Annotated in this window: 11 protein-coding genes; 7 read left to right on the forward strand and 4 right to left on the reverse strand. The window is 68.7% G+C overall.

Going from position 1 to position 16200, the window contains the following annotated elements; all coding sequences use genetic code 11:
* Nucleotides 1–11: 11 nt before the first annotated feature.
* The 4 genes from M9980_RS04055 to M9980_RS14295 are packed head-to-tail and all read left to right on the forward strand — an operon-like array spanning nucleotide 12 to nucleotide 4726.
* A complete protein-coding gene (locus M9980_RS04055) occupies nucleotides 12–575 on the forward strand; it encodes a biliverdin-producing heme oxygenase (protein WP_250753622.1) in 564 nt (187 codons plus the stop codon).
* Nucleotides 559–3138: an HWE histidine kinase domain-containing protein gene (locus M9980_RS04060; RefSeq protein ID WP_250753625.1), complete on the forward strand. Its 2580-nt coding sequence runs from the start codon at nucleotides 559–561 to the stop codon at nucleotides 3136–3138. The genes M9980_RS04055 and M9980_RS04060 overlap by 17 nt, the downstream gene beginning before the upstream one ends.
* Nucleotide 3139: 1 nt before the next feature.
* Entirely contained in the window at nucleotides 3140–3757 is a 618-nt protein-coding gene (locus tag M9980_RS14290) for an amidohydrolase family protein (protein WP_340689111.1), read from the forward strand.
* Between the two features lie 54 nt (nucleotides 3758–3811).
* A complete protein-coding gene (locus M9980_RS14295; RefSeq protein WP_340689112.1) occupies nucleotides 3812–4726 on the forward strand; it encodes an amidohydrolase family protein in 915 nt (304 codons plus the stop codon).
* Here the strand turns inward: M9980_RS14295 and M9980_RS04070 are convergent.
* The 3 genes from M9980_RS04070 to M9980_RS04080 are packed head-to-tail and all read right to left on the reverse strand — an operon-like array spanning nucleotide 4715 to nucleotide 8253.
* On the reverse strand, nucleotides 4715–5128 hold the full coding sequence (locus tag M9980_RS04070) for an acyl-CoA thioesterase (RefSeq protein WP_250753628.1): 414 nt from the start codon (nucleotides 5126–5128) through the stop codon (nucleotides 4715–4717). The genes M9980_RS14295 and M9980_RS04070 overlap by 12 nt on opposite strands.
* 42 nt (nucleotides 5129–5170) lie before the next feature.
* Complete coding sequence (locus M9980_RS04075) at nucleotides 5171–6490, reverse strand: sigma-54-dependent transcriptional regulator (protein WP_250753631.1); 1320 nt, start codon at nucleotides 6488–6490, stop codon at nucleotides 5171–5173.
* Complete coding sequence (locus M9980_RS04080) at nucleotides 6487–8253, reverse strand: sensor histidine kinase (RefSeq protein ID WP_250753634.1); 1767 nt, start codon at nucleotides 8251–8253, stop codon at nucleotides 6487–6489. Before M9980_RS04080 ends, M9980_RS04075 begins: the two co-directional genes overlap by 4 nt.
* A 215-nt stretch (nucleotides 8254–8468) precedes the next feature.
* Here M9980_RS04080 and M9980_RS04085 point away from each other — a divergent pair, with 215 nt between their 5' ends.
* The 3 genes from M9980_RS04085 to M9980_RS04095 are packed head-to-tail and all read left to right on the forward strand — an operon-like array spanning nucleotide 8469 to nucleotide 13846.
* Nucleotides 8469–9818 carry a dicarboxylate/amino acid:cation symporter gene (locus tag M9980_RS04085; RefSeq protein ID WP_250753637.1) on the forward strand — a complete coding sequence of 450 codons (1350 nt, stop codon included), beginning with the start codon at nucleotides 8469–8471 and terminating at the stop codon, nucleotides 9816–9818.
* A gap of 28 nt (nucleotides 9819–9846) precedes the next feature.
* Nucleotides 9847–12945 (forward strand): TonB-dependent receptor domain-containing protein, encoded by a 3099-nt coding sequence (locus M9980_RS04090; protein WP_250753639.1) that lies wholly within the window; start codon nucleotides 9847–9849, stop codon nucleotides 12943–12945.
* 10 nt (nucleotides 12946–12955) lie between these two features.
* Nucleotides 12956–13846, forward strand: a complete 891-nt coding sequence (locus M9980_RS04095) for a DUF4886 domain-containing protein (protein ID WP_250755053.1) — start codon at nucleotides 12956–12958, stop codon at nucleotides 13844–13846.
* A 9-nt stretch (nucleotides 13847–13855) separates the two neighbouring features.
* Here the strand turns inward: M9980_RS04095 and M9980_RS04100 are convergent, their stop codons facing one another.
* Entirely contained in the window at nucleotides 13856–15970 is a 2115-nt protein-coding gene (locus M9980_RS04100) for a TonB-dependent receptor (protein WP_422921407.1), read from the reverse strand.
* Nucleotides 15971–16200: the final 230 nt, after the last annotated feature.

The raw sequence follows: 16200 nt of genomic DNA on the forward strand, positions 1-16200 counted from the left end.
CTGCGCCCGTCATGCCCGTGTTCGACGTCCGCACGCACCTGAAATCGGCGACCGCCGCGTGGCACGACCGCGTGGAAGCGGCATTCGGTCGCGCGGACCTCGGCACGCGCAGCGGGTACGCCGCGTTCCTGCGCGCGCAGGCGGCGGCGCATCTGCCGGTCGAGGCTGCGCTGGAGGCGGCGGGCGTGCGCGGCGTCCTGCCCGACTGGGATCGTCGCACGCGCGCGGCGGCTCTGCGCGCCGACCTTACCGAGCTGGGCGTGGCCGCGCCCCCATTGCTGGCCGCGCCGGCGATTGCGGGAACCGCGCAGATCCTCGGCAGCGTCTATGTCCTCGAAGGATCGCGGCTGGGCGGTGCGATGCTGAAGCGCGGGGTGCCGGCGGAACTTCCCCAGCGGTTTCTGGGTTCGGTCGATTCGAAATTGTGGCGCGACTTGCTGGCATTGCTCGACATCCATCTGCCGGATCCCGAAGATCGGGACGATGCCGTCGCGGCGGCGATCGCGGTGTTCCGGACGTTCGAGCACGCCGGCACGGCATATCTGAAGGCGGACGATCTTGAAGGCAGCATCTGATCCGGTCGACCTGACCAACTGCGACCGCGAACCGATCCATATCCTGGGCGCGATCCAGCCGATCGGGTTTCTGATCGCGCTGACCGCCGACTGGATCGTCGCGCGGACGTCGGCGAACGTCGCCGAGTTCATCGGTCTTTCGCCAGAGGCGCTGATCGGCACGCCTCTCGCGGATGTCGTCGACGCCAAGGTGATCCACGACCTGCGCAACCGCACGACGATGCTGCGCAGCCCCGACGCCGTCGAGCGGATCTTCGCATGTGAACTGATACCGGGATCGCCGCGGTTCGACGTCGCCATCCACATGAGCGGCGGATCGGTGGTGATCGAGGCCGAACCCGCCAGCGGCGCGCAGGGCGACGCCACGGGCACGATGCGGTCGATGATCGCGCGACTGGACCAGTGCGCCAACTTGCCCGCCTTCTTCCGCGAAGGTGCGCGTCAGGTCCGCGCGCTGATCGGGTTCGACCGTGTGATGGTGTACCGCTTCGCGCAGGACGGATCGGGCGAAGTGGTCGCCGAGGCGGTGAAGGCCGGGATCGGCAGCTTCATGGGCCTGCGTTATCCGGCCAGCGACATCCCGGTACAGGCGCGCGAACTCTACAAGCGCAATCTGTTGCGCATCATCACCGACGTCGATGCCGATCCGGTGCGCATCGTACCGGAGCGCGACGAGCAGGGCCGCCCGCTCGACCTGTCGCTGTCGATCCTGCGGTCGGTGTCGCCGATCCACATCGAATATCTGAAGAACATGGGCGTCGCCGCGTCGATGTCGCTGTCGATCATCGTCGATGGAAGACTGTGGGGGCTGTTCGCCTGCCACCATTACGCGCCGCGCTGCCCGTCGTTCGAGCGGCGGTCGGTCAGCGAGCTATTCGCGCAGATGTTCTCGATGCGCCTCGAAAGCCGCGAACGGCAGGAGACGGTCGAATATGAGCGGCGCGCGCGCGACATTTCCGACCAGCTGCTGGGCGCGGTCGCTTCGGACGACGCCCTGCTGAAGGATCCCGACTGGCTGGGCGACATCCTGACCCACGCGATCCCGGCGGACGGCGTAGCGGTGTGGCTGGCCGGCAATTACGCGTTTTCCGGGGTGACGCCCCCGACCGAGGGCTTTCGCAAGATCGTCCGCGCGCTGAACGCGACCGCGGCGGGAAAGGTCTTCGCGACCGACCACATCGCCTCGATCGTGCCGGAGGCGAAGGACTTCGCCGCCGACGCGGCGGGGATGCTCGCCATCCCGATTTCGCGATCGCCGCGCGACTACGTCGTGCTGTTCCGTTCCGAGATGGTGCGATCGGTGCGCTGGGCCGGCGACCCGCACAAGCCGGTCGAATACGGCCCGAACGGCCCGCGCCTGACCCCGCGCGAAAGCTTTGCCGAGTGGAAGGAGCTGGTGGAGGGCAAGTCCGAGCCGTTCACCCCGTCCGAGCTGCGCGTCGCCGAGACGCTGCGCGCGACCCTGATCGAAGTGGTGCTGCGCCTGGCCGACGAAGCGTCTGCCGAGCGGCGCCAGGCAGGTGCGCGGCAGGAAGTGCTGATCGCCGAGCTGAACCACCGCGTCCGCAACATCCTGGGCCTCATCCGCGGCCTGATCCGACAGTCGCAGCCATCGGATGAGGTCGTGAAGGACTTCGTGAAGATGGTCGACGGGCGCATCCATGCGCTCGCGCGGGCGCACAACCAGATCACCGACGATCACTGGGGACCGGCGCCGATGCAGGCGCTGATCGACGCGGAAGCAGCGGCTTTCGTCGACGAACATGAGCGGGTGGTGTCGGAGGGCGAGCCGGTGATGCTCAATCCCCAAGCCTATTCGACGATGGCACTGGTGATCCACGAACTGGTCACCAACTCGACGAAATACGGCAGCCTGTCGGTGCCGGAAGGAAAGGTCACGATCAGCTGGGACCGGGTCGAGGGCGGCGACCTGACGATCCGCTGGCGCGAAACCGGCGGCCCGCCGGTCGTGGCGCCGACGCGCAAGGGCTTCGGCACCACGATCATCGATCGCTCGGTCCCCTATGATCTGGGAGGCGACGCGCGGATCGACTATGCGATGGACGGGGTGGAGGCGGTGTTCCGGATACCGGGCCGTCATGTTTCGAACGCCAAGGTGGCAGCCGGTCCGGCAGTCCGTTTCCCGCGGTCCAGCGTCGGCCACAGCGCACCGGCGCCTGATGCGGTATTCGCCGGACAGGACGTGCTGCTGCTCGAAGACAGCCTGATCATCGCGCTGGATGCGGAGGATATCGCGACGCGGCTTGGCGCGGCGTCGGTGTCGACCGCGGCGTCGATCGATGCGGCACTCGACATCATCGAGGGCGCGCGCCCGAGTGTCGCGATGCTCGACATCAATCTGGGCGATCACACCAGCTTCCCGGTCGCCGACCGGTTGCACGAACTCGGCATTCCGTTCCTGTTCGCGACCGGTTACGGCGAGCAGGCGCAACTGCCCGATCCGCACCGCGGGCGCATGGTAGTACAGAAGCCCTACACCCTGGAGAATGTCGCGCGGGCGATGCACGACCTGCTCGGCCTGCCCGACGCCGCCGTCGCCTGACATGCGTCGCTTGGCGATCGTCGCGGCGTGGCTGGCGGTCGGGGCGAGCGCGCCACCGGTGGTCGACATCGCGATCCGCGGCGGTACCCTCTACGATGGAAGCACCCGCCGCGCGGTCGTCGGCGACGTCGAGATCGTCGGCGGCCGCATCGCCTATGTCGGCCCGCCGCGGCGCACGCCCGCGCGCCGGGTGATCAACGCGCAGGGGCTCGTCGTCGCACCCGGCTTCATCGACGCGCACACCCATCCCGACAGCTACATCCGGTCGCCCGATCCGGCGGCGCGCGCGAACGCGCCGTGGCTGGCGCAGGGTGTCAGCACGATCGTCGTCGGCGTCGACGGCTATGGCAGTCCGGACGTCGCCCGCGACATGAAGTCCGTCGTGGCGCGCGGAGTCGGGACAAATATGGTGCCGTTCGTCGGCTTCGGTGCGGTGCGCGGACGGGTGCTCGGCGCCGCCGCCCGCGCGCCGGACGCGATCGAGATGGGCCGGATGCGCGCATTGGTCGCGGGCGCGATGTGCGACGGTGCAAGCGGGTTTTCGACCGGGCTGTTCTACGCCCCGCAAAGCTACGCCACGACCGAGGAGGTCATCGCGCTGGCGCGCGAGGTCGGGTAGCGCGGCGGGCTGTACGACACGCACCAGCGCGACGAATCGAGCTACACGATCGGCGTGCTCGCGTCGGTGGCGGAGGCGCTGCGGATCGGGCGCGAGAGCGGGTCACCGGTGCATTTCGCGCATCTGAAAGCGCTGGGCGTCGATGTGCAGGGGCAGGGGGGCGCGATCGTGGCCGCGATCGAGCGGGCGCGCGCGGCGGGGAAGGCAGTGACCGCCGACCAATATCCATACCTCGCCTCCGGTTCGTCGCTCGACGCCGCGCTGCTGCCCGGATGGGTGGTGGCGGGCGGATACCGCGCGGCGCTCGCCCGGATCACGGGCGCCGAAACCGCCGCGCGCGTCCGCGCCGAACTGACCGAGAATCTGCGCAGGCGCGGCGGGGCGGGCGCGATCCTGTTCACCGCGAAGGGGCAGCCGTGGAGCGGTCGGCGCCTCGACGCGGTGGCGAAGGGCTGGGGGCTGGACCCGGTCGATGCGGCGCTGCGCATCCTGACTACCGGCACGACAGGATTTCAGGGCACCGCGATCGCATCGTTCAACATGGCCGATCGCGACGTCGATGCCATCATGCGTCAGACATGGGTGGTGACCGGATCCGACGGCTCCGACGGCCATCCGCGGCAATATGCGACCTTCCCGGAGAAATACCGCCGCTATGTGCTGGAGCGGAAAGTGATCGACCTGCCGGCGTTCATCCGCCAGTCGACCGGCGCCACTGCCGACATCTACCGCATCGATCGCCGCGGCTATCTGCGCCGCGGGTATTTCGCCGACGTTGTCGTGATCGATCCGCGGGCATATGCGCCCCGCGCGACCTATGCCGATCCGGCGCGGCTTGCGGTCGGGGTGGAGGCCTTGCTGGTCAACGGACAGGTCGCCTTGGAGCGCGGGCAGGCAACCGCGGCACGGGCGGGGCGTGCGTTACTGCGACCCACGCCCGCGAACTGCCCGCCGCGGTCAGTCGGCTGAGAAGAATCGGTCGATCACCGACCGCGCGAGCCGGGCCGGGCGTTTCGTCTCGGCATCGATGCAGCACCAGCGCGACTTCACCTCGGCCAGCACCTCTTCACCGCGACGGATCACGGTTTCGTAGAAGGCGCTGGCGCCGTGGACCTTCTCGAGGATGACGGTCGCGATGACGTCGTCGTCGAGGAAGGCGGGGCGGCGATAAGTGATTTCGTGCTTCAGTGCGACCCAGAGATGCCCGGCGACCGCCTCGACCGGGGCTAGGCTGCGCCAATGGCTCAACACCGCCTCCTGAACCCACTTCAGGTAGCTGGCATTGTTCACATGCCCCATGAAATCGATGTCGGCGACGTCGATCGGGATGGCGAACTTGTGGGGAATCGCGGTGCTCACAGGGGCGATCATAGCCGAAACCGCGCGTTTCCGGAACGCTTATTTACATGGGTGTCAGCGTACCCTGAACGTCGCCAGGTCGATGCCGTGGCGCGCGACCTTGTCGTAGAAGGTCTTGCGCGGGATGCCGAGCTCGGCGAGCGCCACTGGCACGCGTCCCTGCGCCCGCTCCAGCGCGGTGCGGATCGCTGCGGCCTCGAACGCGGCGACCTGCGCGGGCAGGTCGGCGAGCGGGGCGGGGACGGCATCGACCGTGCCGAGCACCACCTGGAACGCGAAATTGCGCAGCTCGCGCACATTGCCCGGCCAGTCGTGATCGGTGAGCCGACGGCTGATCGCGGGGGTCAGGGCGAAGTCGTCGCGGCCCAGCTGCGCCTTCGCCTCCTCGACGAAGCGCGCGAACAGATGCAGCGTATCGCCCTCGCGCTCGCGCAGCGGCGGCACGCGGACGCGCACCGTGTTAAGCCGGTAATAGAGGTCGGCGCGAAAGCTGCCGGCGGCGACCGCCTCCCCCAGGTCGCGCTTGCACGTCGCGACCACCCGCAGGTCGATTGGCGTCGGGCGGTTGGCGCCGATCGGCAGCACCTCGCGCTCCTCGATCACGCGCAGCAGCTTCGCCTGCATCGCCGGCGCCATGCTGTCGATCTCGTCGAACAGCAATGTGCCGCCAGACGATGCCGCGATCTGCCCGTCGCGGGACAGGCGGGTGTGGGCGACACTGTCGGCGGCGTGGCCGAACAGCTCGATCTCCGCCAGCCCCTCGGGCAGGGCACCGCAGTTGACGGCGATGAACGGCCGGGCGCGGCGCGGCCCCAGGCGGTGCAGCATCAGCGCGACCAGCTCCTTGCCGGTGCCGGTTTCTCCCTCGACCAGAACGTCGATGTCGGCCTCGGCCAGCTGGCGGACGGTCGCGCGCAGCCGCTCCATCGCCGGGCTGTCGCCGGTCAGCGGGCCGGCGTCGTCGTTCGCCGCGGCCGCGGCGGCGGCGCGCAGGCCGCGGTTCTCGAGCACCAGCCGGCGACGCCCGATCGCGCGGGTGACGCTGGCCGCCAGATGGTCGGTCGCGAAGGGCTTGGTCAGAAAATCGACAGCGCCGTCATGCAACGCCGCAACCGCCATCGCGACGTCGCCGTGGCCGGTGACGAGGATGACCGGGATATCGGCATCGACCCCACGGAGCGCGGCTAGGAGCTGCAGGCCGTCCATGCGCGGCATGCGGATGTCGGACACGACCGCGCCTTCGAATGCCGGGGTGATCGCGGCCAGCGCGCTCGGCGCATCGGCGTAAGCGGTGACGTGGAGGCCGGCGAGCGTCAGCGCCTGCGCCGTGGCGATGCGCAGCGCGTCGTCGTCCTCGACCAAAATCACGGTCATCGCGCCACCGCCAGTTCGAGGTCGAAGGCCGCGCCGGTCGCGGTCGGACGGTGCGAAAGCTCGCCGCCCAGGTCGCGGGCGATGTCGCGCGCGATGGCGAGGCCGAGGCCGAGGCCGTCGGTCTTGCCGGTGGTGAAGGGCGTGAACAGCTGGTCCGCGATCGCCGCATCGATGCCGGCGCCGGTATCGGTCACCGCGATCGTCACCCGGTCGCCGTCGCGGCGCGCGTCGATCGAGACGCGCGCGTGGGGCAGGCTCGCGGTGGCGTCGAGCGCGTTCTGCAGCAGGTTGACCAGAATCTGTTCGATCCGGATGCGGTCGCCGCGCACCACCGTATCGCGCGCGTCGCCGCCGAGCATCACGCCGCGTCCGCGCTCACCGACCAGCAGCAGCGCGCCGTCGAGCGCATCGCCGACGCGCGTGGTGCCGCCGCCGCGGGTCCGGCGCCGGGCGAAGCTGCGCAACTCGCCCGTGATCGTGCCGATGCGGTCGGCGAGTGCGACGATCTGGCGCAGATTGTCGCGCGCGTCCTGCGGTGCGCCGCGGTCGAGGAACGTCGCGCCGTTTTCGGCAAAGGCGCGGATCGCGGCGACCGGCTGGTTGATCTCGTGCGCGACGCCGGCGGTCACCTGGCCCAGCGTGCCCAGTCGATTGGCCTGCGCCAGTTCCTCGCGCGCCTCGCGATAACGACGGTCGGCGATCAGCCGCTCCTCGGATTCGCGGCGCAGCGCGACGTTTGCGTCGCGCAGTTCGGCGGTGCGGCGCGACACCTCGCCCTCCAACGCGGCGCGCGCCTCGGCCTGCAAGCGGCGGGTGTCGCGTGCGCGCAGAAGCAGCGCCGCGACGATGCCGGCGACCAGCACCAGCGCGAGCGCGACGAGGGCCGCGGCGATGCGCGCGGCGGCCAGCGGCGGTTCGAGCGGGGCAAGGTGGATCAGCCGCGCACCCGTCAGCGGCGCGGGCATGCTGCTCAGGCGGTAGCGCGCGGTGTCGCCGCCAAGCGTCGCGGTCGCGGCCCTGCCGACGATCGTGATCGGGGCGGGGACCGGGGGTGCCGCCCCGAACTGCAGCGTCTGGCGCGCGGTCGCGACCAGTGCCGGATCGACGGGGCCGATCGTGCGGAATCGCAAGCGGGGCTCGCTGGTGACCAGAATCACGCCGCGCGGATCGACCACGAAGCTCGCGCCGCTGGTGCGTGCCCAGCCGGCCTCCAGCCCGTCGAACTCGACTTTCACGACGATGACGCCCAGCGCCCGCCCGCGCTGTTCGACGCGCCGTGCCAGGTACAGGCCGGGGCGTCCGCTGACTGTGCCGAGCGCGAACAGTTCCGACGCCCCGCGCAGCATCGCGCCCTGGAAATAGGGCCGGAAACCGTAGTTCTGGCCGACGAAGCTGGTCGGCTTGCGCCAGTTGCTGGCGGCCACCGTGCGACCGCTCGCATCGATCGCGTAGAGATCGGCGGCATCGGTGCGCGCCGCCAGCAGCTCGAACGTCCGGTCGAGCGCACGCGCCGCCTCGGCATCGCCCGCCAGGGCCGCCGCGACGCCGGGATATTCGGTCAGGACGAGCGGCAGCAGGCGGAATTTCTGCAATTCGCTTTGCAACACTCCGACGTGCGATCGTGCCGCAGTGGCTGCGGCATCGTCGGCGACGGCGCGCGCCCGTCCGCTCGCCCAGCGGTCGGCGACCAGCCCGGCGACGAGCGCGAGCCCGAGCGTGGCCAAAACCAGCCAGCGAAGGCGGGAAGGAAGTCGAATCGTCACCTTGTGCGAAATTCCACACAAATTGCGCCGCGTCGATGCGGAATTGCGCACAGAATAACTCGCACTATCAAGGGTCCGAGCACTCGGTCGCATATATTTCAATGTGTTAGGTCATGTTCGCAGCGGCGGTGCTGGCATCGTCACGCTGATTTAGGATGCGCCCCAACGGCTTCTGGCAGAAGAAGCGGCGACGCCAATGTCGCACGAGGGGATGTATGATCGTCGCTACCGACCGCACGCCGGATACCGCCACACTGCGCCGCGTGCCCTTCTATCGCCACCTCTACGTCCAGGTGCTGGTCGCGATCGTCGCGGGCGTGCTGCTCGGCCATTTCTGGCCGACGACCGGCGAGGCGCTGAAGCCGCTGGGCGATGGCTTCATCAAGCTGGTGAAGATGGTCATCGCCCCGGTCATCTTCCTGACCGTGGTCACCGGCATCGCCGGAATGCGCGAACTTGCTGCGGTGGGTCGCGTGGCGGCGAAGGCGTTCGGGTATTTCCTGTTCTTCTCCACGCTCGCGCTGATCGTCGGGCTGATCGTCGCCAATGTCGTGCGGCCAGGCGCGGGGATGAACGTCGATCCCGCGACGCTGAACGCTGGGGCGGTCGCCGATTATACCCACGCGGCCGCCGAAACGACGCTCACCGGTTTCCTTATGGCGATCATCCCGACGACGATGCCGTCCGCGCTGACAGACGGCTCGATCCTTCAGACGCTGTTCGTCGCGATCCTTTTCGGCGTGTCGCTGAGCCTGGTCGGCAAGCCTGCCGAACCGGTGCTCGATTTTCTCGAGCGCGTCACGCTCGTCGTGTTCCGCCTGGTCGGCATCCTGATGAAGGCGGCGCCGATCGGGGCGTTCGGGGCGATGGCGTTCACCATCGGCAAATATGGCGCGGGGAGTCTGGTCAACCTCGGCGCGCTGGTCGCGACCTTCTACCTCACCTCGCTGATCTTCGTGCTCGGGGTGCTGGGGCTCGTCGCGCGGCTCCACGGCTTCTCGATCCTGAAGCTCATCGCCTATCTGAAGGCCGAACTCCTGCTGGTGCTTGGCACGTCCTCGTCCGAAGCCGCACTCCCCAGCCTGATCGGCAAGCTGGAGCGCGCCGGCTGCGACAAGGGCGTCGTCGGGCTGGTCGTGCCGACGGGCTATTCGTTCAACCTGGACGGCACCAACATCTACATGACGCTCGCCGCGCTGTTCATCGCGCAGGCGACGGGGATCGAGCTCAGCTGGGGCGAGCAGGCCGCGCTGCTGGGCGTCGCGATGCTGTCTTCAAAGGGTGCCGCCGGGGTCACCGGCGCGGGCTTCATCACGCTCGCCGCGACGCTGTCGATCGTGCCGTCTGTGCCGGTCGCGGGGATGGCGCTGATCTTGGGCGTGGACCGCTTCATGAGCGAGTGCCGCAGCCTCACCAATTTCATCGGCAACGCGGTCGCCGCGGTCGTCGTCGCACGGTGGGAGGGCAAGCTCGATCGCGCCCGCCTGGCCGACGTGCTCGACAACCGCCGCGTCAGCGACGCCGAAACCATCGACGAAGACGACGCACTCGTGACCGTCAACTGACGGCCGGGCACTGCAAGGGGAGAATGGAATGACGAAGCTGGGTTGGCGCGCCGGGAGTGCGCTGTTCGCGATGGTCTGGGCACAGGCCGCGGCGGCGCAGGACGTGCCGGCGCAACCGCCCGCGCCAGAGGCGGTGCCCGGCATCGCTGCATCGACGCAGACCGACGAGAGCACGGCGCCCGCCGGCCCCGACATCGTCGTCGTCGGCTCGCAGATCCGCGGCGCCAGCACCACCGCGGCGCTGCCCGTGACCGTCATCGACGCGAACCAGATCGACGCGACCGGCGCCGTATCGGGCGACGATTTGTTCCGCGCGATCCCGCAGGCGGGCGATGTCACGTTCAACGAATCGAACAACCCGCAGACGTCGAACGCGGCGCGCGGCGACGTCAATTCGATCAACCTGCGCAATCTGGGCGTCGGCAACACGCTGGTGCTGCTGAACGGGCGGCGTCTGGTCCAGCACCCGACCAGTCAGGCCGGCGACGGCAACGTGCCGGTGCTCGGCTACAATTCCAACGCTCTGCCGGTCGCGGGCATCGAGCGGCTGGAGATCCTGCGCGACGGCGCCGCGGCCATCTACGGCGCGGATGCGGTCGCGGGCGTGGTCAACACCGTCACCAAATCGAACTACGACGGCGCGCAGATCGACCTGCGCTACGGCGGAGCGGAGGGCACGCATCGCCGCGAGTTCCAGGCGACCGGACTGATCGGCACCGATTTCGCCAGTAAGCGCGGCAACGTATCGCTGTACCTCGACTACACCCGCCGCACCGCGCAGCTGGCCGAGGACCAGCCCTATACCGCGACCGACAATCTGCTGAGCTATTTCGCCGACGATCCACGGTTCGCGAGCAACCTGAACGCCGACGGGCGCGCCACCCAATCGCCCTGGGCGAACCTGGCGGTGGTGAACGGCCCCGGCACGATCCGCCGCGGGACCACCGCGCTCACCTCGTCGGCGGGCGCGTTCCATACCCAGTCGGTGCTGAACCCCGGCTGCCTCCAGACCGTCAATGCAGAGACGTGCTTGGGCAGCGGCACGCGCGCGACCGCGACGACGCTGCGCTCCGAACGGTTCGATACGCGCCCCGGCACGACCGTCACGCCGTCGATCAACCGCTACAACGGCTTCCTCACCGCGCATTACGACTTCAGCGACACGCTGACCGCCTATACCGAGATCGGCTATTATCGCGCCGACACGACACGCATCCAGCCGCCGACGATCAACCTGAACGCGATCGTGATCCCGGCATCGAACTACTGGAACCCGTTCGGGCCGGTGACTTTCGCCAACGGGACCGCCAACCCCAATCGCATCGCCGGGCTGACCAATGTGCCCGTCGCCGGCCTGCCGGTACGCCTGTCGACTTACCGCTTCGTCGATGCCGGCAAGCAGGTGGTGACGGTCGACAACTGGCAGTCGCGGTTCCTGGGCGGGCTGAAGGGACAGATCGGCAGCTTCGATTTCGACACCGCGCTGCTGTATTCCGAAGCGCAGGCGACCGACGTGTCGAACGCGATCGACATGACCAAGCTGCAGGCCAATCTCGCCCTGTCGACGCCGGATGCGTACAATCCCTTCAGCGGCGGCTGTTCGGCCACGCCCAGCGTCGGCGACTGCACGCCGTCGTCGCAGGGCGCGATCGACAGCTTCAGCTTCGACCTTAAACGCCGGTCGAAGACCACGCTCGCGCTTGCCGATTTCAAGGTGTCGCGCAACGACCTGCTGTCGCTGCCCGGCGGCAACCTCGGCATCGCGCTCGGCGTCGAGGGGCGGCGCGAAACGCAGGCCGATATCCGCGACGACAATCTGAACGGCACCAACCAGTTCGTTGATTCGGTGACAGGCGAGCGCAACCTGTCGAACACCGCCGCGGTCAGCCCGACGCCGACGACCCGCGGTCGCCGCACCGTGTTCTCCGCGTTCGGGGAGCTCGCGGTGCCGGTGGTATCGCCGGAGATGGACGTGCCCTTCATCCACCGCCTCGATTTGCAGCTGGCGGGCCGATACGAGCATTACAGCGACTTCGGCTCGGTCGCGAAGCCGAAGGTGGCCGCGGCACTCGATATCGTCGAGGGCTTCCGTTTCCGCGGCTCCTATTCGAAGGGCTTCCGCGCGCCGAACCTCGAGCAGACCAACGTCGTGCAATATTCGCGGCTGGGATCGAACACCGATTTCCTGCGCTGCGAGGCCGATCTGCGCGCGCGGCGCATTGCGAATTTCAACGCCTGTTCGCGCGGCACCAGCTATTCGATCTTCATCTCGGGCAACCCCGATCTGAAGCCGGAGGAAAGCACCAACTACACCTTCGGCGTTGTCGTGCAGCCGGACTTCGGCGACCCGGCCTACGGGCGTCTGACGCTGACCGCCGACTACTGGTCGATCCAGCAGGTCGGTATTGTCGGCCAGTTCGGGCCGCAGAATGCGCTGGTGCTCGATTATCTGCTGCGCCAGCAGGGATCGTCGAACCCCAACGTCATCCGCGCCGCACCGACCGCCGACGACACGCCGGTGTTCGCGGGCACCGGCCTCGCCACGGCAGGTGTGGTGACGCAGATCAACGATCAGTTCACGAACCTTCTGCCGCAGACCGTCCAGGGCATCGACCTGTCGCTGCTCTACAATCTGCGCACCGGTTTCGGAAAGTTCGACGTCGCACTGAACGCGGCGCACCTGACCAAGTTCAGCCGAGAGGCGCCTCCGGGCGTGCAGGCGCTGTTCGATGCGCGCGCCGCGGGCCAGATCAATGCCGCCACGCCGCTGACCGATGCCAGCGACCTGATCGAGCAGCGCGGGCGCCCGAAATGGCGGCTGACGGGGTCGCTTACCTGGAGCTATCACCGCTTCCAGATCGGCGGTTTCGTGAACTACACGGCGGACGTGAACGACACCAATTTCCTCGACGTCAACGGCTTGCCCTATGTGGTCGAGGGGCAGGCGACCGTGAACCTGTACGGTCAGTACCGGTTCAAGGGCGGGGCGCTTGACGACACTCGGGTCCGCATTGGCGCGCGCAACCTGTTCGACAAGCAGCCGCCGATCACTGCCGATGGGTATCTTGGCTCGCTCTACACCCCCTATGGCCGCTACCTGTACGCCAGCATCAGCAAGAGGTTCTGACGTGAAGACGATGTTGCTCGCCGCCGCCGCGCTGTTCGCTGCCGTCCCCGCCGCCGCGCAGGTCGCACCCGCACCGCGCGCGGCAGCGGTGGCGCCGGCGCGCACGATCCTGTTCGTGGGCAACAGCTTCACGCAGGGCGCGCATTCGGCGGTGCGTAACTACCGCGCGGGCAGCGTCACCGACCTGAACGGCGCGGGCTATGGCGGGGTGCCGGCGCTATTCAAGCTGTTCGCCGAGCAGGCCGGCCTCAACTGGCAGGTCAGCCTGGAGACGCAGGGCGGCAAGACGCTGGGCTATCATCTTGCCGAGCGGCGCGCGGTGATCGACCGCCCGTGGGACGTCGTCGTGCTGCAGGATCTGTCGACCTTCAGCCGTGAGCGCCCCGGCGACCCGGCTAGCCATGTCCGCGACGCCGGTACGCTGGCGGCGATGCTCACCCGCGCCAACCCGCGCGTGCAGGTCGAGGTGATGGCGACGTGGAGCCGCGCCGATCAGGTCTATCGCCCCGGCAGCCCGTGGACCGGCACGCCGATCGCGAAGATGGCCGACGATCTCTACGCCGGCAGCCGCCGCGCCCGCGCCGCCAGCCGCGATATCGACGGCGTTATCCCGGTCGGCGCCGCCTGGAACCGCGCGTTCGCGGCGCGCGTGGCGGACCCGAACCCCTATGACGGCGTGACCTTCGGCGAGCTGAACCTGTGGGCCTACGACCACTACCACGCGAGCGTCGCGGGCTATTACCTCGAGGCGCTGGTCGTGTTCGGCAAGGTCACCGGGGTCGATCCGCGCACGCTCGGCGCCAACGAGCGGGCTGCGGACGAGCTTGGCCTGTCGGATGCGCAGGCGGTCGCCCTGCAACGCATTGCCTGGGAAACGCTGGCGGCGGAGCGGGGGCGCTAAGCCGGCTTGTTACAACCCGAACCGCAGCGTCGCGCGTAAATCCCGACCGGCGAGCGGTGCGAAGTCCTTCAGCACGCTCGCATGACGTCGGGCCTCGACGTCGAAGATGTTGTTGGCGCTCAGCAACAGCGTCGTCCGGTCGCTGGCGAACGGCTTGATCGACAGCGATGCGTTGACCAGCGTGAAGCCGTTGGTCGGCGTCTCGAACGCGGCGATGCGGTCCTGTGCGAAGGCATGCTCGACCTCGGCGCGCGCGGTCAGCTTGTCGCCCTGTGCCTCGATCCCGCCGAGGATGCGCAGCGGCGGGATGCGCGGGATCGGGCCGCCGCCCTTGATAGTGGCGTGTACATAGTCGCCGACGACATCGGCATTGATCCGGTAGCCGCCGATCTGCGCCAGCTTCACCGATGCATCGGCCTCGAACCCGTAATAGCGCGCATCGGCCTGGGCAAACTGGAAGCAGGGCAGGTCGACGCCGTCGCGCCCCGCCGCCAGTGCCGCGGCTTCGCAAGGGGCCTGTCCGGTCTGCGCCTCGTAGATATAGTTGCTGAACCAGCTGTGATACGCAGACGCATCGAAGCTGAATCCGTCGCCGTGCGCGTGGAGCGTCGCTTCCAGCCCCCATGCGCGCTCGACACGGAAATCGGGGCTGCCGAGTTCGTAGGCCTGGGTGCCGGCGTGCGGGCCGTTGGCGAACAGCTCCTCGGCGGACGGCGCGCGCGCGGTGCGTGATCCGTTCAGGCCGATGCGGACGCCGTCGGTCACTTCGTACGATGCTCCGAGCGAACCCGACAGCGTCTCGAAATGGCGCTTGCCGCGAAAGAAGCGGTCGTCGCCGGCGATCGTGCGTGCGGCGTGATCGGTCAGCTCGTAGCGCAGGCCGCCCTCCGCCCGGAGGCGCCCGCTGGCATATTGCTGCAGCGTGAAGAGCCCCGTCTGGTTGGTCTCGCTGCGCGGCAGGAACGCCTCATCCCCGATCACGTCGAACGCGCGGTTGAAATACTGGACGCCCGACGCGCCCTGCCACCCACCGCGCGTCGCCTGGACCAGTTCCAGGCGGCCCTCGGTGCCTTTGTTGTAGAAGGCGGTGCCGATGTCTCCCGCGGGATCGAGCTCGAAATGGCGGTAGCTGGCATGGCCGGCGCGCAGGCGGATCGAATCGAGGATGGTGCCGCCGGTCTTCACCTCGGCGCGCAGGTCGACGCGGTTCTGCACGATGTCGAGGCGCGGCGCCTCCTGCTCCCCCCCGACAGCGGTCGCATAGCGGATCGGTACGCCGTAGAGGCTGTCGTAATGGCTGTACGACAGCCCAAGCGATCCGGTGTCGGTGATGATCGCGCCGCCGACCCCCGCGGTCCACGTCTCGGCGGCGGTGTTGGGCAGGCGACCGCGCAGATTCGCGTTGGCGGCGAAGTCGATCGGGTCGTCGCCTTGCGGCAGGCCGACCTGCGACAATGCGGCAGCGCGCGCCTGACGCGACAGGATGTAGCCGCCCCCCGTGCGCAGGTCGTCGGCCTTCAGATAGGATCCGTCCGCGTGCAGCACGATCTTGTCGGTGACCCCGACGTCGCCCGCGGCCCCGATCGAGCGTTCGTCGGCGGCGGAACCGTAGGTGGCGATGCCGTTCAGCCGGTAGCCGTCCGCCGGCACCGTGCGCGGAATGCGCGTGTCGATCACGTTGACGACGCCGCCGACCGCCGACGACCCGAACAGCAGCGCGGACGGCCCGCGCAGCACCTCGACCCGCTCGGCCAGCAGAGGATCGATGATGACCGCGTGATCGACGCTGGTGTTCGACACGTCGATCGACCCTATGCCGTCGGTCAACACGCGCACGCGCTCGCCTTGGAAGCCGCGGAGGACGGGGCGCGAGGCGCTCGGCCCGAACGAGGTCGCCGACACGCCTGGCTGCCGCGCCAGCGTCTCGCCCAGTGTCGGACGCAGGTCGCGGGTCAGCTCCTCGCCCTTCACGATCGACGTGCCCTGCAGCACGTCGGCCTCGCTGGTGCGCACAGGCGCAGTCACGACGATGTCGCTGGTGGGGGCGGGGGCCATCGATTGAGCGAAGGCAGGCGTCGCACATGCGAGCGCGATCAGGCTCGCGCCGAACAGTCTGGAATGCATCATGGTGTCCCTTGGTTTCGGACACCGGATACGCGGCATGTTACAACATCACAAGCGCCGTTCGCCGCGCACAGCGTGCCGTCTGCCGCAACTGCGAACAGCCGAGGCACGCAGCAACGCTGCCGTCGGAAGGAGCCAGAAAGAAACGGTGGTGGACGCACTTGGGCTCGAACCAAGGACCCGCTGATTAAGAGTCCCTAACGGGGCTTTGATTTTGCTCGGCTTTTTTC

This window comes from Sphingomonas donggukensis, assembly GCF_023674425.1.
Classification (GTDB): Bacteria; Pseudomonadota; Alphaproteobacteria; order Sphingomonadales; family Sphingomonadaceae; genus Sphingomonas; species Sphingomonas donggukensis.

Excerpts from the sequence above, each read along its gene's own strand:
- M9980_RS04055 (WP_250753622.1), top strand. The coding sequence starts at position 12 with ATGCCCGTGTTCGACGTCCGCACGCACCTGAAATCGGCGACCGCCGCG.
- M9980_RS14290 (WP_340689111.1), top strand. The coding sequence starts at position 3,140 with ATGCGTCGCTTGGCGATCGTCGCGGCGTGGCTGGCGGTCGGGGCGAGC.
- M9980_RS04070 (WP_250753628.1), bottom strand. The coding sequence starts at position 5,128 with ATGATCGCCCCTGTGAGCACCGCGATTCCCCACAAGTTCGCCATCCCG.
- M9980_RS04075 (WP_250753631.1), bottom strand. The coding sequence starts at position 6,490 with ATGACCGTGATTTTGGTCGAGGACGACGACGCGCTGCGCATCGCCACG.
- M9980_RS04085 (WP_250753637.1), top strand. The coding sequence starts at position 8,469 with ATGATCGTCGCTACCGACCGCACGCCGGATACCGCCACACTGCGCCGC.
- M9980_RS04090 (WP_250753639.1), top strand. The coding sequence starts at position 9,847 with ATGACGAAGCTGGGTTGGCGCGCCGGGAGTGCGCTGTTCGCGATGGTC.
- M9980_RS04095 (WP_250755053.1), top strand. The coding sequence starts at position 12,956 with ATGTTGCTCGCCGCCGCCGCGCTGTTCGCTGCCGTCCCCGCCGCCGCG.
- M9980_RS04100 (WP_422921407.1), bottom strand. The coding sequence starts at position 15,970 with ATGCATTCCAGACTGTTCGGCGCGAGCCTGATCGCGCTCGCATGTGCG.